At 53.5% G+C, this 18,550-nt stretch carries 23 protein-coding genes; 2 read left to right on the top strand and 21 right to left on the bottom strand.

The genetic code is table 11. The features are described 5' to 3' along the window. The first annotated feature begins 69 nt into the window (after window positions 1–69). Window positions 70–1,128: an FUSC family protein gene (locus FDX14_RS17430; protein WP_061381986.1), complete on the top strand. Its 1,059-nt coding sequence runs from the start codon at window positions 70–72 to the stop codon at window positions 1,126–1,128. Between the two features lie 238 nt (window positions 1,129–1,366). Beyond that, window positions 1,367–1,702, top strand: coding sequence for a DUF496 family protein (locus tag FDX14_RS17435; protein WP_032939582.1), 336 nt, complete (start codon window positions 1,367–1,369; stop codon window positions 1,700–1,702). Window positions 1,703–1,741: 39 nt separating this feature from the next. Here the strand turns inward: FDX14_RS17435 and FDX14_RS17440 are convergent, their stop codons facing one another. The 21 genes from FDX14_RS17440 to pduA all read right to left on the bottom strand — a co-directional run bounded on the left by FDX14_RS17440 (window position 1,742) and on the right by pduA (window position 18,502). Further along, a complete protein-coding gene (locus FDX14_RS17440; RefSeq protein WP_061381985.1) occupies window positions 1,742–2,608 on the bottom strand; it encodes a GHMP family kinase ATP-binding protein in 867 nt (288 codons plus the stop codon). A 92-nt stretch (window positions 2,609–2,700) separates the two neighbouring features. After that, window positions 2,701–3,915 carry an acetate/propionate family kinase gene (locus FDX14_RS17445; protein ID WP_079223603.1) on the bottom strand — a complete coding sequence of 405 codons (1,215 nt, stop codon included), beginning with the start codon at window positions 3,913–3,915 and terminating at the stop codon, window positions 2,701–2,703. Continuing rightward, on the bottom strand, window positions 3,900–4,352 hold the full coding sequence (gene pduV / locus FDX14_RS17450) for a EutP/PduV family microcompartment system protein (protein ID WP_042307555.1): 453 nt from the start codon (window positions 4,350–4,352) through the stop codon (window positions 3,900–3,902). Before pduV ends, FDX14_RS17445 begins: the two co-directional genes overlap by 16 nt. A 4-nt stretch (window positions 4,353–4,356) precedes the next feature. Then, complete coding sequence (gene pduU, locus FDX14_RS17455; protein ID WP_032939586.1) at window positions 4,357–4,707, bottom strand: propanediol utilization microcompartment protein PduU; 351 nt, start codon at window positions 4,705–4,707, stop codon at window positions 4,357–4,359. Continuing rightward, the gene (gene pduT / locus FDX14_RS17460) at window positions 4,707–5,261 is read right to left on the bottom strand and encodes a propanediol utilization microcompartment protein PduT (protein ID WP_137349966.1); all 555 of its coding nucleotides are present in this window, start codon (window positions 5,259–5,261) and stop codon (window positions 4,707–4,709) included. Before pduT ends, pduU begins: the two co-directional genes overlap by 1 nt. Before the next feature lie 2 nt (window positions 5,262–5,263). Further along, on the bottom strand, window positions 5,264–6,619 hold the full coding sequence (pduS, locus tag FDX14_RS17465; RefSeq protein ID WP_137349967.1) for a cobalamin reductase PduS: 1,356 nt from the start codon (window positions 6,617–6,619) through the stop codon (window positions 5,264–5,266). After that, the gene (locus FDX14_RS17470; protein ID WP_137349968.1) at window positions 6,616–7,728 is read right to left on the bottom strand and encodes a 1-propanol dehydrogenase PduQ; all 1,113 of its coding nucleotides are present in this window, start codon (window positions 7,726–7,728) and stop codon (window positions 6,616–6,618) included. Before FDX14_RS17470 ends, pduS begins: the two co-directional genes overlap by 4 nt. Before the next feature lie 10 nt (window positions 7,729–7,738). Beyond that, on the bottom strand, window positions 7,739–9,124 hold the full coding sequence (gene pduP, locus FDX14_RS17475; RefSeq protein ID WP_137349969.1) for a CoA-acylating propionaldehyde dehydrogenase PduP: 1,386 nt from the start codon (window positions 9,122–9,124) through the stop codon (window positions 7,739–7,741). Then, complete coding sequence (gene pduO / locus FDX14_RS17480) at window positions 9,121–10,128, bottom strand: two-domain cob(I)yrinic acid a,c-diamide adenosyltransferase PduO (protein ID WP_137349970.1); 1,008 nt, start codon at window positions 10,126–10,128, stop codon at window positions 9,121–9,123. The genes pduP and pduO overlap by 4 nt, the downstream gene beginning before the upstream one ends. 8 nt (window positions 10,129–10,136) lie before the next feature. After that, the gene (locus FDX14_RS17485) at window positions 10,137–10,412 is read right to left on the bottom strand and encodes a EutN/CcmL family microcompartment protein (RefSeq protein WP_042307565.1); all 276 of its coding nucleotides are present in this window, start codon (window positions 10,410–10,412) and stop codon (window positions 10,137–10,139) included. A 3-nt stretch (window positions 10,413–10,415) separates the two neighbouring features. Beyond that, window positions 10,416–10,907 (bottom strand): microcompartment protein PduM, encoded by a 492-nt coding sequence (gene pduM, locus FDX14_RS17490; RefSeq protein WP_137349971.1) that lies wholly within the window; start codon window positions 10,905–10,907, stop codon window positions 10,416–10,418. Continuing rightward, complete coding sequence (locus tag FDX14_RS17495; protein WP_042307570.1) at window positions 10,904–11,536, bottom strand: phosphate propanoyltransferase; 633 nt, start codon at window positions 11,534–11,536, stop codon at window positions 10,904–10,906. Before FDX14_RS17495 ends, pduM begins: the two co-directional genes overlap by 4 nt. Further along, window positions 11,536–12,000 (bottom strand): BMC domain-containing protein, encoded by a 465-nt coding sequence (locus FDX14_RS17500; RefSeq protein WP_137349972.1) that lies wholly within the window; start codon window positions 11,998–12,000, stop codon window positions 11,536–11,538. Before FDX14_RS17500 ends, FDX14_RS17495 begins: the two co-directional genes overlap by 1 nt. Before the next feature lie 24 nt (window positions 12,001–12,024). After that, window positions 12,025–12,300 (bottom strand): propanediol utilization microcompartment protein PduJ, encoded by a 276-nt coding sequence (gene pduJ, locus FDX14_RS17505; RefSeq protein ID WP_001057752.1) that lies wholly within the window; start codon window positions 12,298–12,300, stop codon window positions 12,025–12,027. A gap of 19 nt (window positions 12,301–12,319) precedes the next feature. Further along, window positions 12,320–12,670, bottom strand: a complete 351-nt coding sequence (locus FDX14_RS17510; protein ID WP_137349973.1) for a glycerol dehydratase reactivase beta/small subunit family protein — start codon at window positions 12,668–12,670, stop codon at window positions 12,320–12,322. Continuing rightward, on the bottom strand, window positions 12,660–14,492 hold the full coding sequence (locus tag FDX14_RS17515; RefSeq protein WP_137349974.1) for a diol dehydratase reactivase subunit alpha: 1,833 nt from the start codon (window positions 14,490–14,492) through the stop codon (window positions 12,660–12,662). The genes FDX14_RS17510 and FDX14_RS17515 overlap by 11 nt, the downstream gene beginning before the upstream one ends. A 15-nt stretch (window positions 14,493–14,507) precedes the next feature. Further along, complete coding sequence (gene pduE / locus FDX14_RS17520) at window positions 14,508–15,026, bottom strand: propanediol dehydratase small subunit PduE (protein ID WP_042307577.1); 519 nt, start codon at window positions 15,024–15,026, stop codon at window positions 14,508–14,510. Window positions 15,027–15,040: 14 nt separating this feature from the next. Continuing rightward, the gene (gene pduD / locus FDX14_RS17525) at window positions 15,041–15,715 is read right to left on the bottom strand and encodes a propanediol dehydratase medium subunit PduD (protein WP_042307579.1); all 675 of its coding nucleotides are present in this window, start codon (window positions 15,713–15,715) and stop codon (window positions 15,041–15,043) included. 10 nt (window positions 15,716–15,725) lie between these two features. Continuing rightward, window positions 15,726–17,390: a propanediol dehydratase large subunit PduC gene (gene pduC / locus FDX14_RS17530; protein WP_042307581.1), complete on the bottom strand. Its 1,665-nt coding sequence runs from the start codon at window positions 17,388–17,390 to the stop codon at window positions 15,726–15,728. An 18-nt stretch (window positions 17,391–17,408) separates the two neighbouring features. Further along, entirely contained in the window at window positions 17,409–18,221 is an 813-nt protein-coding gene (gene pduB, locus FDX14_RS17535) for a propanediol utilization microcompartment protein PduB (protein WP_042307583.1), read from the bottom strand. Then, complete coding sequence (pduA, locus tag FDX14_RS17540; RefSeq protein ID WP_003030255.1) at window positions 18,221–18,502, bottom strand: propanediol utilization microcompartment protein PduA; 282 nt, start codon at window positions 18,500–18,502, stop codon at window positions 18,221–18,223. Before pduA ends, pduB begins: the two co-directional genes overlap by 1 nt. Window positions 18,503–18,550: the final 48 nt, after the last annotated feature.

Raw genomic sequence — 18,550 nt, forward strand, 5'->3', positions numbered from 1 at the left:
CAGGATGATATTTTCAGGCAAAAAACGAGTACAATTTTGTTCTTTGCTATTCGCTGACGGAGTGCATGAGTGCGTGCCAATAAGTCACTGAGTCCTTTTGAAATTCGTTTGTATCGTCATTATCGTGTAGTGCACGGTATTCGCATTGCGCTTGCGTTTATTCTCACTTTTCTGTTGGTACGCCTGTTAAACATTCCTGAAGGTACATGGCCTCTGATCACGCTGGTGGTGATCATGGGGCCTATTTCTTTTTGGGGTAACGTTGTTCCCCGAGCTTTTGAACGGATTGGCGGCACGATCCTGGGATCGGTGCTTGGGCTGGTGGCCCTGCGTCTGGAGCTCTTTTCGCTTCCGCTAATGCTGATATGGTGCGCGGTGGCGATGTTTCTCTGCGGTTGGCTGGCATTGGGCAAAAAACCGTATCAGGCGCTGCTGATTGGTATTACGCTTGCTGTCGTTGTGGGCGCGCCCGCTGGGGATATGAATACGGCGTTATGGCGCGGTGGCGATGTTATTCTCGGTTCGTTACTGGCGATGCTGTTTACCGGCATCTGGCCACAGCGGGCATTTATACACTGGCGTATTCAGCTGGCGCATTGCGTGACGGGATACAATCGGGTGTATCAGGCGGCGCTTTCCCCCAATCTGCTCGAACAACCGCGCCTGGAGAAGCATTTACAACAGCTGCTGAGCGAAGTTGTCAAAATGCGCGGACTCATCGTCCCCGCCAGTAAAGAAACACACATTCAAAAATCCATTTTTGAGGCTATTCAGACGGTTAATCGTAACCTCGTCTGCATGCTGGAGCTGCAAATTAATGCGCTCTGGGCCAGCCGTACCAGCCATTTTGTTATGCTGAACGCGCATACGCTGCGTGAAACCCAGCTCAGGACGCAGCAGGCGCTACTGACAATAACGCATGCATTATATGAAGGTAACCCGCAGCCAGTGCTGGCCAATACGGAAAAGCTCAACGATACCGTGGTGGAGCTACGTCAGCTTATCGCTGAGCATAAAGGTGATAATGTCGCGGAAACGCCTATTCACGGCTACGTTTGGTTGAATATGGAGATGGCGCGACAGCTGGAGTTACTTTCGCATTTAATCTGTCGCGCGTTGCGCAAATAAAGAGCAGATGAGGGGATTGGTTCTACTGCTGCTTCGATTCAGCAAAGATTAGAGGTATGATACTGAAAAAGGCTAAAACCATTGGTAACTGCAATGGCTTTACCCTCGATAATTCAGGTTTCAACCATGCATTGTCGATGCAGATGCAACTTGAAGTATGGCGGGCATGAAAGTAATGTTGACCCACTTTAGCCGTTGTTTTAACGAATCCGAATCTCACATTATCAGGGGTGTAAAAATGGAAACTACCAAGCCTTCTTTCCAGGACGTGCTAGAATTTGTTCGTCTGTTCCGTCGTAAAAACAAACTGCAACGTGAAATCCAGGACGTTGAGAAAAAGATCCGTGACAACCAGAAACGTGTCCTGCTGTTGGACAACCTGAGCGACTACATCAAGCCTGGGATGAGCGTCGAAGCGATCCAGGGCATTATTGCCAGCATGAAAAGCGATTACGAAGATCGCGTAGATGATTACATCATCAAAAATGCTGAGATCTCAAAAGAGCGCCGCGATATTTCTAAGAAGCTGAAAGCCATGGGCGAACTGAAAAACGGCGAAGCGAAAGCTGAGTAACGATTTATGCTTGTCCGGGTCGCTGCTGCGCGGCGACCCTTATTGCAGTTCAACTCCGCCTGCGACCATCCGTAATAAATGCTGTTCCGGCCAGTGGGCCGTCAGTTTTTTCTGCGCCAGCATCCATTTAATGTAATCCACATCATGACGTGTTCTGTCCAGCATCAGGCCGACAACGCTGCCGCTGTGCGCGACGTTAACGCCGTATAAATCACATTCCTCTACCAGCGCTAAGAGCAAATCAAAATCTGGCTTCGGTAACAGCAACTGGCTGGCGACTGCGCTAAGCGTAGCGGCTTCGCCTAACCGGTAAGGGTTTTGGCTGATACAGGCATCCTGTACTTTTTCCCATGCCTGTTTGAGGGCCGGAGCGCCTGCCTGTAACCCGGCATGACGGGGAATACGGTGATAATCCGCAGTACGCAAGGTCTCCGGGCTTTCGAGAACCAACAGATCGAGTTGAGGCTGGGCTTCGCAGGCAATTTGCGTGGAGGCGTCGTTATGATCGAAAAGGGTAAGCTTACGAAAAACGGTGCTGTCGGTAGGCTCCAGCGAAACGCAAAGGTGCGCCAGCGTAGGCTCATCCAGGTGATGGCCCAGATGATGTGCTGTGGCGACAGCGGTGGCGGCAATATCTGCAGTGCTGCTGGCCATTCCTTTAGCGATGGGAATAGTTGACTGGACATCAATTCGGATATCCTGACTCATCTGCGCCGGGTATTGCCAGTGCTGCAATAGCCGATTAACCATCGCCCGTGAAAGTGGACGTTCCTCTGCCAGCGGCGAGCCTGAAGTGACCTCAACGGTGCTATACCATTCGACCGGGCAGGAGACTAATTTCTCACTGCCCAGAATCCAGCCCTGGATAAGTTCTCCGCACGATGCGGGACATTGCGCAACAGCCACGTCTTCACCTTTGTGATCAGCAATCTTCGGCGCATAGTGTCATGGCGATCATGCTATTACCATGATTTGCCGCAATTTGCGGTGCGGCAGCGCTAAGCGGGAATGCCCAATGTCACAGTTTCTGATATAGCTAAACGCATAACGTCCTGCGCTATCATCAGCTCTTCATTGGTATTAATCACCGCCACTTTAACCAGCGCATTTTCTGTCTGAATAAACGTGGCGTTTCGCTGATTTTTTTCTTCATCGACGGCCAGTCCCAGGAAATTCAGATTGCGACAAATTGCCGCTCGCGCTCGCGCTGAGTTCTCGCCGATCCCACCGGTAAACACCAGCGCGTCCAGACCGCCCATCTGCATAATATAGCTGCCAATGGTGGCGCGAATTCGCTCGGCAAAAAGCGTCAACGCCAGCGCCGCCTGATGATTGCCTGCATCTGCGGCATGTTCAACATCGCGATAGTCAGGTGAGATGCCAGAGACACCGAGTAGTCCGGATTCATTGTTGAGCAATTGGTTGAGCTGCTGCGGTGTTTTGCCTTCGCGCAGGGCAATCCATGGCAAAATCGATGGGTCAATATCGCCGCTTCGCGTACCCATCATCACGCCTGACTGCGGCGTAAATCCCATTGAGGTATTAACCGATTGCCCACCCTTAATGGCGCAGATGCTGCTGCCGTTGCCGAGATGGCAACAAACGACGCGCAGGGCGCTGAGGGGCACTCCCAGCTTTTCAGCAAGCTGGGCACTGACATATTTGTGGCTGGTGCCATGAAAACCGTAACGACGAATACCCAGTTCTGAATAGTAACGCCAGGGCAGGGGATAAATAAAAGAAGGCTCGTCAAGAGTCTGATGAAAAGCCGTGTCAAAAACCGCAACGGCTGGCGTTTCGGGTAATAGCTGGCGAAATACCGCGATCCCCAGGGCATTTACCGGGTTATGTAGCGGCGCCAGTTCGGCAAGGCGATCGATTTCCGCCAACGTTTCATCAGTCACCAACGCGGAGTCTTTAAAAGATTCCCCACCGTGCGCAACGCGATGCCCTACGCCGTCAATCTCTTCCAGACTGCTGATAATATTGTGACTGAGCAGTTTTTCCAGTAACAGCGTCACTGCTTCACGGTGATCGGCTACGGGCAATGTTTCCTGCCATTTCTGCGCTGGCGTCTTAAGGGTGACCTGCGCATCAGACATACCGATACGTTCGATCAACCCCTGACAGATCATTTCACCTTGCGGCATCGCCAGCAACTGAAACTTAAGCGAGGAACTCCCCGCGTTAATGGCCATTATTTTGTGAGACATGAAAGTTCCTTTGCATTCAGAAAAATGAACATCTCATCGACCCCAGTATTCTCCAGCGCGCTGGTGACAAACACTTTTTGCGCGCCAGCCTCGATTAACCAGCTCTCAACGAGGGAAATGCGCTGCGGGTTGGCTAAATCGGCTTTAGTGACGAGGCCAATAACGGGTCGGTTCATTGGGCCGGTGAAACCGGGAGAAAATGGTGACCACGGCGCGTCAGCATTGAGGACCAGCGCGATGATGTCTGCTTCACAGGAGCTGGCCAGCAGCGCACTATACAGACAGCGGTTTTCAAGGTATTCGCCCGGTGTATCTATCGCTGTGGGCGACCAGACTATGGCCTGGGTCTTCTGATAGTGAAGCGCTTCTCCCCGCATGCATTGTGTGAGCGACGTTTTTCCGCACTGGCTGGGTCCGATTAGCATGATGCGTTTCATGAGATTACGTCCGGGTGATGGGGCAAGCGGTAAAACGCATCATTTCGCCCAGCGTTCGGGTTACCTGTTTCAGCGCGTACTCAACGGCGGAGACATCGCCCGTCAGTACCACTGCGCCGGTAAATCGGTCGAGAAAACCAATCTCTACCGCCCCGGATTTCGTGGCGATATCGCAGGCGATAATTGAGGCTTCGCTGGGGGTAATCGTCAAAATCCCGATTGCGGATACTGAATCCTGTAATCCCAGCTTCTTGAACAAATCTTTTCCGGGATTGGCGATAAGATGCGCCAGCGTGACCTGCTTGCCAGGAACATATTCCTGGATCATACGATCCGTGGTGGGCTGTCTTTCCATTATCCCTCCACCATCTGCCGCCACATGCTTTCATGCGGGCGAGGTATGACAGAACGATAAACCAACAGGCCTTTTTCACCCGCGCTTTCACTGGCAACCGTTACTGCGTTATTCACATCGGATACATCGCCAGCGACAACCATGTAGCACTTGCCGCCAATACCAAATGCCATGTGCACACGAACCAATGTGACATTGGAAGCTTTAACTGCGCGATCCGCGGCACAGATACAGGCCGCCACGCTCCATGTTTCAACAATCCCGACGGCCTGACGCTTATCCACGCTATTTAACCCGCTGATCGCCGGGAGTACGCTGGCATGGATATTAGGCAGTACCAGACTGTCAACGAGCATATCGCCAGCAAGAGATGTACCAGTGGCTATTGCCTGCTGTACTGCGCCTACGTCACCACCAAGCATAAGCAGGAATTTTCCCGGGCAGATGGTCTTGCTGACCAGTAAATTCACATTCGCGTTTTTTAACATGGCATCGCCAGCTTCCATTCCTTTGGCAATGCTGGTGAGTTCTAAGATCCCTATAGCCTGAGACATGATTAACCTCTTATTACCGTGATGGATTGCTCAGTGATTTCGCTGACAATACCGTCAATACTGGCGTGGACTGGCGCACCTAATGCGCCTGCCGGCACATCGGCAACGCATTGACCGCGAACAACGCGATCGCCTTGCTGTACACATGGGATGGCGCTGGCGCCAATATGCTGGCGTAGCAACAGCGTCGTTTCATCGGTGGAATAATCAGTCTCAGCCAATGGCGCATCGTGATACCAGTCGCTAAGACCCAGTTTGGTAATAAGGCGCTTAACCGGGATCAACCGGTACTTCGCCATTTCATCCTCAGGATTTAGCGGCCCTTCATAACGATGGTTGAGCGCCCGTAGTTCGCGTTTAAGCATGCGGTTGATTCGCATCGGCGATATTCCAACCGGACAGGCTACGCTTTCACAGACATTGCATTCTGAGCAGGTCAGGGCCGTGAGCAGCAGCTGTGGTGTGGCCGCCTGCTGATAATTAACCGCGCGAACCAGCAGGTGTGGTGATAATTCATGGCCAATTAAGTGCCTTGGGCACAAATCCGTACACAAACGGCACTGCTCGCATACGGTTTTTGCGACGGAAAGCACGGTGCGTTCATCCTGCATTCGCCGCTGAATCAGCGCATGAGATTTTGGTAAAACCAGCAACCCACCAGTGGTCTTGCTGACGGGGGTATCCAGGGAGGTAATCAGACCGCCCATCATCGGGCCGCCATTAATAAATCCTGGATCGTCAACGGTTGCGCCTCCCGCCAGCGCCAGCACCTCGCGAAGTGACATCCCGATAGGGACAGTGAGTGTGATTGGTTTGGCGACTGCGCCGTTGACGGTCAGCGTGCGACGGGTCACGGGATATTGCTGTTCAACCGCTCTGGCGATGTTGAGCACGGTCTGGACGTTATTGACCACCACGCCGACGCTGACCGGCAGTGCGGCAGGTGGGACCCTCCGGCCTGTTGCCATCCAGATGGTCAGCACCTCGTCACCGGCCGGGTAGACATCTGGTAAAATGTGTAACCGGATATCGGCAGGCAGCAGGGGGGCTAACGCATTGATAGCCTTCTGGTATTTTTCTTTGAGCGCAATAATACCGGCACTGGCTCCGGTAGCCGTCATGGCATATTTAACGCCGCGAATAAGTCGATCTGCCTGGACGCTCATCAATTGCTGGTCAACTTTCAACATCGGTTCACATTCGGCGGCATTCACCAGAAATGTATCGACCTGCGCCTGTAATTTTACGTGTGCAGGAAAGCCCGCACCGCCTGCCCCGACAACGCCAGCAGCCCGAATGCGCTCGCGTATCGTCTGCGCATCATAAAGCGTGGACTCTGCCGTCATGGCTGTATTCATAATAATTCCTCAAGCAGTTCCTGCATGGCACTGGCGTCGGCAACACGAGGATTGGTTTGCAGCGTGACATCAGCCAGCGCGGCCTGAACCATCGACGGTATACGCTGTGACCAGTTTTGCTTTCCGTCTTTGAGCGCGTCAACGAAAGAAGGTAACGCACACTGTTTTTTGAGAAGCTCAATGTGATGAATGAGCGCATTTAGCGCAGCCGTATCGTTCGCGTTATCCGGGCATAAATGGCAGGCTTTAGCGAAACGGGCATAGCGCTTCGCGGCCCTGGGGTCGCGGGCATTAAAATGAATGACAGGGGTCAGCAGCAGCGCATTGGCAAGTCCGTGGGGCAGATGAAACTGGCCGCCTAACTGATGGGCAATCGCATGGTTTATCCCCAACCCCGCCTGACTAAATGCCATTCCCGCGAGTGTTGACGCGTTGTGCATTTTCCCCCTGGTTGCCAGACACTCGCCTTTGCTGACGGCGACGGGAAGGTACTGGAAGACGATTTGTGCCGCTTTTTCCGCCAGCGCGTCGGTGAAATCGCTGGCCTTCGTGGATACGTAAGCCTCCAGCGCATGCGTCAGGACGTCCATGCCGGTATTCGCGGTGATGGCTGGAGGTACGCTGACAACCAGTGTTGGATCGAGGATGGCCATATCCGGGTAAAGCGCATTATTAAATAAGGGATATTTAATGCCTTTATCCGGGTCGCTAATCACGCAGGCGCTGGTCACTTCCGAGCCTGTGCCGCTGGTGGTTGGAATAGCAACACAGGTTTCGATTTCAATACCGAACTGTCGGCTGAACCAGACGATGGCTTTCGCGGCATCCAGCGCTGAGCCTCCGCCAAAACCAATGACAACATCCGGTCGCAGGGACTGCATTTGCGCAATCCCTTGCACCACCGTGCTAATGGTTGGGTCGGGGGTAATATCGCTGAAAATGCTGATGCGATTATCCGCAGGAAGCGTGTTGCGCAGCTTTTCAATCACAGGAGAACGCGCAAGAAAACCATCGCAGATAATCCAGATATGCTTATTCGTAAAACGCTTGAGCACATCCAGGCTTCCCTGACCGCTGAATAATCGAGTTTGCAGTGAAAAGCTTTTCATAACGGCCCCATTAGCGAATAGAAAAACCGTTTGTCAGCACGCAACGACGAGAACGTGCGAAAGTACGTGCCGATGTTGTTCCTTCGCCGGTCGGCGTCGCAATCGTGAAAGTGGTAAAGCCTTCACCACCCACGCCAATCCCGGCGTAAGAGGGGCCATTTTTCACAAAAATGGAGGTCTGAAGCGTGCGTGCGGCAAGATTCAAACGCGACACATTTTGTGAATGCATAATGGCGGTGTGATGCAATCCCTCTTCAACTTTCAGAGCCAACGTTAACGCACTGTCAAAATCGCTCACCGTGACGACGGGGAGCATTGGCATCAACTGCTCGCTGGTAACCCACGGGTCGTCAGCCTTGACGATACCTATCAGTAATCGAGGCGCTTTTGCCGGAACAGGTATTCCTGCGGCTTCCAGTAAGGTGGCCGGGCTTTTTCCTACCAGCTTTTTATTAGCCATGCCTTCGGGCAAACAGACTGCCCGCAGTTTGTCTACCTCTTCGCTAGTGAGAAGCAGCGCGCCAAAAGACTGCATCTGTTGAACCAGGCGTTCGGCAACGGCACTAACAACAATTAGGCTCTTCTCAGCAATGCAGGGGAGGTTGTAATCAAAAGATGCGCCGTTGATGATATCTTCCGCCGCCTTAACCAGGTCGGCTGTTTCATCGACAATACAGGGAGGGTTGCCTGCACCTGCGCCAATGACTTTTTTCCCGCTTTTCATACCCATAGCAACAATGCCAGGGCCACCGGTAATCGCCAGAACTGCGATTTTAGGGTGTGCCATCATCTGCTGGGTAGCCTCAAAGGTGGGTTCTGTGACCGTGACGACAAGATTCCGGATCCCGCAGCAGCGGAAAGCAATATCTTCAATCATGGTAATCAGTTTGAGTGAGACCGCTTTCGCGCCCGGATGCGGGCTAAAATAAACGCTGTTCCCCGCAGCCAGCATACTGATGCTGTTGTTAATTATGGTTTCCGTCGGGTTGGTACTGGGGGCGACGGAGCCAATCACGCCAAACGGTGAATACTCGAATAACACCATGCCGCCATCACCGGTCAGTGCCGTGGTGGTGAGATCTTCGATCCCTGGAGTATTGTCCAGCGCAGCTTTATTCTTGAGGAATTTATCCTCTTTGTTGCCCATTCCTGTTTCAGCTGCGCTCTCAGCGGCCAGGGAAGCAAGATGAGGGGTCAGTTCTTCTCGCAGGGCGTGAATGATGGCACTGCGGGTTTTTAATGGCGATTGCTGGTAACGTAAAAAAGCCTGATGCGCGGCTTCGATAGCTTCACCCACGGACGGAAAAATTCCGTTTCCTTTGGTTTCTGTTTTTGCCGGGGCGAGTTGTTCACTCAAAATGTTACGGATGAGGGTTTCAAGTTCTGAAGTATTCATTGATGTGTTCTCACGTTAATCGCCGCAATGGCCGTTTCTGCAATGTCCATATCCTGGTCAACGCTTCCCCCGCTGATGCCAAGACCCCCAAGGAGTAGACCCTCTCGCCATAATGCGTATCCGCCACCAAAAGTGACGACTTTTCCCTGCATATGGCTTTCCAGACCGTAAAGCGCCGCGCCTGGTTGCACCGCTGACGTTAATTCATGCGTGGCGGTTTTCATCGCCACGGCGGTCCAGGCTTTTTTGGGTGCCAGTTCGCTACTGACGAGCAATGCGTCAGGCATACGCCAGGTCACCGTTTGGGTCCCGTTCGCATCAACAATGCTGATGACGACCGGAACCTGAAGTTCTTCTGCTCTCGTCACCGCAGCGCGAGTCAGTTGGTGGAGCTCCTGAAAAGACAGAGACATAGTCGGCTCCTTTATGGCTGATGTACGGATGGCGGCGAGATAACGCTCAGCCACTTTCTGAATAATGTCGTTTTGATGGGCGTCATGATCTTCTGCCCGTGCGAGCGCATATAAGCAGTCGGACAGACGATTGATGTAACGCATCAGCACATGTCTGACGGCGATATCGGCAGAAAGCTCGACCAGTCGCCTCTCTGCGCGGCGAGCCAGCGTACGGGCAAAATGCAGACGGCTGGCCGCTTCGCTGCGGCCCGGTAAAATAAAGCTGCGCAGCGGCGGTACTCTCCCCATCGCGGTATCGATGGCGGTTTCCAGCGCTGCAATTTCTTCTGAACTGATGTAGCGCTGCTCTGGGTTTGGTTGTTCGCTCTCGCTGGCGAGTTCGGCGCTGAACCAAAAAAGCTGCAGTTGAATGTTTTCAAGTAACTGGCGGTGCTGCGGGCTTTTCGCCGCACAAATACACAGGCTAAGTGCCGCATTGAGTTCGTCCAGCGTCCCGTAAGCTTCGACGCGTGGATGCGTTTTGCTTACGCGTTGCCCGGTAAAGAGGGCCGTTGTGCCGGCATCGCCAGTGCGGGTATAAATCGCCATAGTTCCTCCTAACGAGAAAGCGTGTCGACAATGCCGACAATAGCCAGATCGATGGCCTCATTTGGGCCGGAGAAAACGTGCCGGGCACTGGAGCCGCTGCTGAGTAAAACCAGTTCGCCGGTTCCCGCGCCGACAGAATCAACGGCGACTTCGTCCCCGGTCGTCGGGGAGGCTGGCAGCTCTCCGTCAGCACTCACCCGACGTACCAGTAACAGCTTCTTCCCGACCAGGGAGGGGGACTTTTGCGTGGAGACAACAACGCCTGTAACCCGTGCCAGATGCATAGCTCACTCCTGCTTAATTAATTGGACATTTCGCGTACTGACAGTTTCCTGAGCCAGCGCAGTGACGACACATCGACGGCGTAGCACTAAAACCGCATCGTGCAATTGGGCGACGTCGGCGTAACTGAGAAGTTTTTCAGGATGCAGAACGATGGCTCGCCCCTGTTCGTCACCAAATTCCAGCGGCAGACGCGCGAGTTTTTTCACGGGTACTGCGGGTAACAAGTGGTGATGTAGAGAAATTTTCACGCGGACTCCACATGCCAGCGCTTCGTGGATCGTGACCACCGACACATTGGCAGAGCTGCTTTCGGCAATTTGTTCCAGCAGGAGCAGATCAGCCTGTAAAATGTGCAGCGACGAGTACTGGCAGCATAGTATCCGTGGGTCTATTTCCCGTAACTGCGCGACGCTAAGGGAGATCGTGCTTGCCGCGCGTTTTTTTAATCGGGAAACAACCTCCTCGATAATGCGTTGCAGCAGTTCGTTGTTCATCGTGAAGTCACCAATGTGGCGAATGCCTGAGGATTATCCGCCCCCGCAGCATTGGCTTCGTCGGTATCAATATGCATCTCAAGGCGCATATCCGGCGAAACGCGTACGGCGACGTTATCGAAAATCAGCCGGCGTTCATCGCCATTAATGGCGACCGAGACTTTATCGCCATGGGAAACCCGCAGGATCAGAGCATCGAGCGGCGACATATGGATATGCCGTTGAGCAACGATGACGCCGCATGTTAAGTCCAGTTCAGCAAATGGACTGACAAGGCGAATACCCGGCGTGCCCTGGATATTGCCCGACATCCGCAGCGGGGCAGCAATACCTAGCGTACGGGCATCGGTACGTGAAATTTCAACCTGACTGGTGCTACGTAGCGGGCCGAGTAAACGCACATTTTTTAACTGTCCTTTAGGTCCGACCAGCGTGACGGTCTGCTCTGCAGCGTATTGGCCTGGCTGCAACAGCCCTTTTTTCTCGCTGATAGGCTGATTGGGAAACAAACGGACGTAATCTTCAGCGCAAAGATGAATATGACGATTAGAGATCCCCAGCGGAATAGGGCGCTCGCGCATTTCATCCAGAACTTTGGTGACCGTTGACTTGAGTTGCTGTTTATCCATCACGCTTTACCTCGTTTTCCAGAGTGCAGACAAAGAGAGCGGGGCTCACCTTTCTGGCGGGTACAGGCTGGGTCAAGGCACAGATTGCAGCTAATCAACTCCGCATTTTGCGGTGCTTCGGACGCTGTACTGTCCACCAATATCTCTTCTTGCGGCTCGACCTGGATGGGGGCGGGTGTTGGCTCTGCTTCCGGGGCAACGCTACGTGACAGGATTCCGTCCCCTGGTCTCGATATGACTTTGTGAGCCACCAGCCCATCGCGTTGGTCAGCGAAACTGACACCGGTGGAAATGGCCGCCTGAACGGAGGCCACATCCCCGATTATCTTGATCACCGTCCAGCCTGAACCGTTGGTTTTTTCGAGGCCCACCAGCGTGATGGAGGCGGCTTTCGCCATGACGTCCGCGCAACTGATGGCTAATGCCAGACCACTAACTTCGAGTAATCCCAGTGATTGCTTCACGCTGTGCTCCTTGGTTGCAACGACTTATGCGGATTTAGGTAAAATGGCTTCAACGTCGCTGTGCGGACGCGGGATAACGTGGCAGGATTTCACCTCGCCAACGGCGCTTGCTGCTGCGCTTCCTGCATCTACTGCGGCTTTCACCGCGCCGACATCACCACGGACCATAACGGTGATCAGGCCTGAGCCGATTTTTTCGTAACCAACCAACTGCACGTTTGCGGATTTCACCATGGCATCAGCGGCTTCAATAGCGCCGACAAGCCCTTTTGTTTCAACCAGTCCCAGTGCGTTATTCATACTGCTTGTCTCCTGTGGGTTATGAGTGGCATTCCCGGAATGGAATGCCTTTAACCAGCCGCGCAGCGTTATTACCGATGCTGCGACGAGCGTGGTTATCTTGTTGATACATCAGCGTAAAAAGCGGCGCTGACGCGGGTAGGTTTTTGTAGTGCACGACCAGTTTTTCGCGACTGCAGCCAATGCCAACCAGCAGTGGCGACTGACATGCCGCGAGCCATGCGTTGTGGATAACGTCGGGTGAATAGCCCCCCTGAATCACAAAGGGGATCCCTTCTTCTTCAATACCCAGCAGCACGTCGCTCCAGGCGTTGGCGCAGTCACCGGTGGTGAAGATAACGATAGCGGGTGTGTTAAGATTACTTTCCATGAGCGAACGCCTTGTGCCAGGAGAGAATCAGCCCGGTCGCGACCGCATTGCGCGGACCCTCGGTGCCACGAATGTTGCCGCGCCCGGCAACCAGGCGATAATGCGCCAGTGCATCGGTGACCAGTTGCGGTACTTCGAAGTCCAGGGATGAACCGCCAACCAACACCACAAAGGGAATATCCCGAATGTTTCCGGTCGGACTCACCTGACGTAACGCTCTGAGCGCGTTGGTGACAAAAACGCGCTCCTTGGCGCTGCGGCGAATGGCCCGTACTTTCTCCAGCGCCAGTTCGCCTGGCAGGGGCACCAGCTCATCAGGTTTTACTACGCACACGCGGGCAAAAACCGTTGGCGGAAGAGGCTCAGGGAAGAACTGAACGCTGCCATCTTCGTGGCGAAGATGGAACAAGCTCTCAACTTTCGCCAGCGGGTACTTTTTGATCTCTTCGGCGAGATAACGGTCATCCAGCCCCAGTTCACGGGCAATAATCATCGTGACCATATCGCCCGCGCCCGCCAGGTGTGTGGCAATAATTTCGCCTTTCGGGTTGATGATGGAGGCGTCGGTCGATCCCGCACCGAGATCCAGAATAGCCAGTGGTCGCGTCGTGCCCGGAGTGGTTAAAGCCCCGAGTATGGCAGCTTCGGCTTCAGCCCCGCCAACCTGGACATCAATATTGAGCTTTTGCGTGATTTCCTTAGCAATCATCGCCATTTGCAGGCGATCTGATTTCACCATTGAGGCAATACCGACAGCCTGTTCCAGCGAAAATTCACCGGCAAGTCCACCGGTCACGCTGACGGGAACCGAGGTATCCACCGCCAGTAGATCCTGAATAAAGATTTCCTGACTGGGTTTGTTGGTTAATTCAGCCATTGTCTGGCGTACATGCTCCAGCATGCCGCCAATATTGGTCCCCGCCTCGCCGGTGACGTTATCCAGTTTCGGGCACTCACCAACGGCTTTCATAATCGCGTCAGCGCCAGCTGCTACGTCGACGCGTACGGTGCGGCCTTGTGACTGTAGCTCCAGATTCCCGGCAGGAATGGCTCGTGCTTTCACATCGCCTGACGGCGTTTTCACCACCACGGCAGAGCGGTTGCCGATCAGCGCCCGCGCCATCGGGACAATGTTTTTAGTCTCGTCGGCATTGAGACCAAAAACGGTCGCAATCCCGTAGGGGTTAGAAAGCGTTTCAATGACCTTTCCTGGAACCGCGACTTCAATAGCAGCTAACATACCCAATGGGATACGGTCGATATGAAGCACTTCATCCACGATGGGCAGGGGGTGAGTCAGACGATTGCTGACCAACACGCCATCGTCTTGCTGCAAAATTACGCCAGTTAACTGGTATCCGGCGCGTACCGAGGCATTAATCATCGTGGCGACATCAGCGAAATCGAATGCTGATGACACCACCAAAATATAAGGTGTATCCGCCGGACGGCTGAGCAGGTCTTCCGGCGTAATAGTAATGCCAACACCCAGCCCGACACCGCCCGGCGTTTTAGGGTTATGGCCGATCATGGTGGATTCAGTGATGATGGTTTCGGTAATCGTTTCCATCGCCACGTCGCCAATGACCGGAGTGGCTTCATTAATACGGATGAGCGAAATATCGCTGACATTGATGCCGGCGTTTTTTGCTGCCAGCGTAAGTGCCTCCTGAATGCCAAACACATTACGCAATGTGCCTTTAATCCCGGTGGTTTCTGCCAGGGCGCTGTTGGTAATACTCAACGCTCCAGACTCATCCTGGGTAGCCAGAGCGACTTCCGTTGATGAGTTACCTATGTCAATGCCAGCTATATATCGCATGATCCTGTCCCTGAGTTAGTCGTCGCCTTTGAGTTTTTTACGCTCAACGTACAGCGCTGCCGCTTCACGAACGAAAGCCGCACAGATCTTTGCCTGATAACGATTTTCGAGATCGTCAGCGATAGCCATCAGCTCATCTTTAGTAGAGCGATACGGGCGTAGCGCGTTGTAGATCTCCAGGATGCGATCATCAGGTACAGCGGTTAGCTCTGCGGCGCGCTCAAAGTTCATCGCCAGCCTGTCACGCCCGGCATCTTTGGCGATTTCCGCCTGCAGGCGCAGCGTTTCAGGTGTGATGCGCATGTCCTGTGCCGTCACCTTGTTGCTCAGAACATTTTCGAGCGTGAAGTCATCCAGAGTTTTATTGGTCGCGGTTTTTACCCACTCAGGATGTTTATTCGCGAGAGGGTAATCCGTGACTTTCGCGGTATGTGCTGATGAACTTGCCGCAACCGGAGTAGCGGACTCGCTTTGCAGGCTGTTCATCCGGCTTAGCACATCCCGAACCATCGATTCAATTGCGTCGGTATTCATGGAGTTATCCTTTATCAAAGCGCCACGCGCAGTTCCTGCGGGTTTTTGCCCGTCACGACGTATTTGGTCTCTTTAATATGCAAAATGGCCGATTTCGCCTGGTACTTGGGGCGAGCCATCTGGTCATTCAGCGTAGGGACCGGTTGCGGAGATTCACGCTTGGCATAACGCGCGGCGTTTTTACCGATCTGACGATAGGTTTCCAGCGTCAGAAGCGGCGCCTGAGGGAACAGTTCCAGGTTAGAAAGCGGCGGTAACCCCTGCTGGTGGATAACCGTGGTGCCTTTTGACTGGATGCCGATAGAGATCCCGGAACCGCTCAGACGGTTGCCTTCCACGGCGACAAACGCGACATCAGAGGATTTAAAGCAGCGGATAACGCGTGCTTTAATGCCTTCCTCTTCAATCCCGGCAATCACTTCGCGCAAGATATTCTTATGCGGGATCCCGACGATATTGACAGTTTGTGAGAGCCCGAACGCCGGACCTACGGCAATAATCACTTCGTCCTGCTGCTGACCTTGTTTAGCTTCGCCAATCTCGGTCAGAAAACTGTCGGCCTGTACCGCTGTGGTCTGTGGCGCGCTTGCCGCTGACGATGTGCGGAATGAGACGGGTTTGTCGCTGGTCTGCATTTCAGACAGTACGTCTTCAATTATCTGGCGCAGCAGCTTTTCATTGATTTCCATTTTTCACCCCTTAGCCAAGTTCGTTGGGATCAAGTGCGCCAGGGATGTTTTTGATCTCTTCCCAGCGTTCGCCTTGCAGGCGATAACCTGTTGCCGGACCGGCATAGTCATTGACGTCATTTACTGCGGATAGCACCTGTCCGTCGCCAACGATAATGGCGGAGGTATGCAGATAATCCCCGGTTAACTTGGCTTTCTGGATGTTGAGCATGTCCTGAGCGACATCGGTAAACCCGCCCTGAGCAAGGGCTTTCACCACTTCCAGACCGTTACGGTTTTTATTGATGATCTCTTGCGCAAACTTGATGTCTTCAACGATGTTTCGTTCAGGCATATCTTTCGAACCGTGGGCGTAGGTCGCAGCTTCCACTTCTTCATCAGTGATTGGCGGTAATCCCATTCCGGCAAAGACGGCCTGTAGTGCGCGCGCCGCTTTATTACGAATGGCGATAACGTCTTCTTCACGAACCGGACGCAGACCCCCATCTACCTTGAGGTCGCGCTGGATAACGTTGTAGTCGTCAAAGTCTTCCGCATCTTCGTTGGAACCGGCGAACATGTTGTCGTAGTTCGGTACCGCGGAATAACCGGAAGAGATGAAGTCAGTACCTGGCAGGAACTGCATCAGCAGACGCGCGGTACGACGCATATCCGAGTGGGTAAAGGTCTGGTCGTTGCTGGAGGCGCATTCCAGATCCAGAGAAGAACAGATCAGGTTTTCGGCCAGAACCGCACGAATACCGGACGGTACGGCGGAAGGCACGCCGATGCAGCTTACTGAGCCGTTCTGCAAACCCTGCACGCCAGCGGCTTTGGTGATGTAAATGCAGCGTGCTTCCAGATAAAGCATTGATTTACCTTCGGCGTAACCCATCTGAACTTCTGAGCCAGAGCCGGAGGTAAAGCGCATTTTCAGGCCGCGAGAGGCGTAGGAAGAGGCGAGGAAGCCTTTCGACCATGGCGTGTCGTCGCCGTCGGTAAAGACGGGTTCTGTACCATAGACGGAGATAGTTTCCGCGTAGCATGTGTGGCCCAGCATGCCGAGCTTAAGTTCGGTCGCTTCTTCCAGCGAGCACTGAGTTAACACGCCAGGGCGTCCAACCTGTGAACCGACTAACAAGGCAATGGCGTTAAATGGCGCGTAGCGTGCGACGGCAACGGTCGTTTCCTGCTCGTCAAATCCGCGCCATGCGCCTTCTGCGGCGTCTGCGGCAATCTGTACCGGGTTATCTTTAACGTTAGTGACGTGCGCCTGTTGAGACGGAGTACGACGAGCACGCATTTTCTGCATGGCCATCATCATCTCGACGACGTTCATATGGGACACCACTTCGACAATTTTAGCTGGTGTCATTGCGGTGGTCAGCGGCACGATATCTTTGCGCTTCACGTTAGGGTCGCAAAGCATATTGGCTAGTTTGACCGAGTCCATTGCCATGACTTCTTCAGCGCGCGCCAGGTTAATGCCGTAGCGGGCAATGAAATGGTCAATTAAGTCAAATTCACTGGCGGATTTGCCATCCAGTTCAGTCACTGTTCCGTTGACGATTTTAATCGATGGTTTAGGGTCGTTCGGGCTTTCCATCGCAATGAAGCCTTCTTCGATCCACTCCTTAACGAAACCATCCTGATTCACAGGGCGTTTCGCCAGTGCTTCAAATCTTTTCGATCTCATGAATCAGCCTCACTGATATCAGATATAGGACGGACGATCGTTTTTCGGCTCTGAGCCGAGGGTCCCGAGTACGGTTTTACCGATTTCACGGGCGGAGATAACGGCCTGACGAACTGCGCCGGAATCACCTGATATGACCAGAATGGCTTCGTTGCTGAAGCTGGTGCCATGGGCCGGGGAGCTGTAGGCTACAACTTCCACATTGGCGGATTTCAGCGCAGTATCAGCCATCAGGACACCTACGGAGGCTGGTGCACCGACAATCACACCACAGGCACGGCCAATCGGTGCGCCAAAGGCTTTTTCCAGCGCGTAGCTGGCGCGGGCGGTGTATTGCATCTCGATGTGACCGGCTTCGTTCGCATAAACATCGCCAAAGGTGCGATCCAGCTCTTTCAGCGCAACCTCAATTCCGCGTTTCACGTCGGAAACATCGTTGCCGCCGAGGATAATCAGCGAGCCGTGGCCCGCGCCGCCTTTGGTATCTCGTGGTAATTCAATACTGACGACTTCCGTATTTGTTGCTTTTACCGCTTCATCGGCGGCCATAATGTGCGGACCCGCGCCAGTACGGGCACCAAGGATGCCAATGGAGCGATAACGTTTTTCAAGTTTCATCGCGTCCAGTAGGGCGCTGTCTACGTTGGCGATTACCAGACCGACGGTGTCGCCAATCGCAGTACCGACAAACTCCGTTAAACTGCAGTTTTTCTCTGCCATAGCCGTTTCTCGTGTTGGGTGATTATTTTCAGGGATAGCCTGCTGTTCTGGGGTTGCCACGCGAGCAATCACCTGCGCCATGATCTGTTCAACCAGCTCATTGCTGCTCATTAGCTAATTCCCTTCGGTAAGATTTTTTCTACATCGGTATGAGGGCGTGGGATAACGTGTACGGCTTTCACTTCTCCCACATTACGGGCTGCGGCGGCACCGGCATCTGTTGCTGCTTTGACTGCGCCGACATCGCCGCGGACAATAACTGTTACCAGCCCCGAACCAATTTTTTCGTAGCCGACCAGCATTACATTGGCTGACTTCACCATTGCATCTGCGGCCTCTATGGCTGCAGTTAAGCCTTTGGTTTCTACCATTCCTAACGCTTCTTGTTGCATAAAGACCTCGCCTGGGTTGTCCCGATTTTCATGACTATAAAAAGAAGC

The organism is Citrobacter sp. wls710 (assembly GCF_005281115.1).
GTDB classification, from domain to species: Bacteria; Pseudomonadota; Gammaproteobacteria; order Enterobacterales; family Enterobacteriaceae; genus Citrobacter; species Citrobacter werkmanii.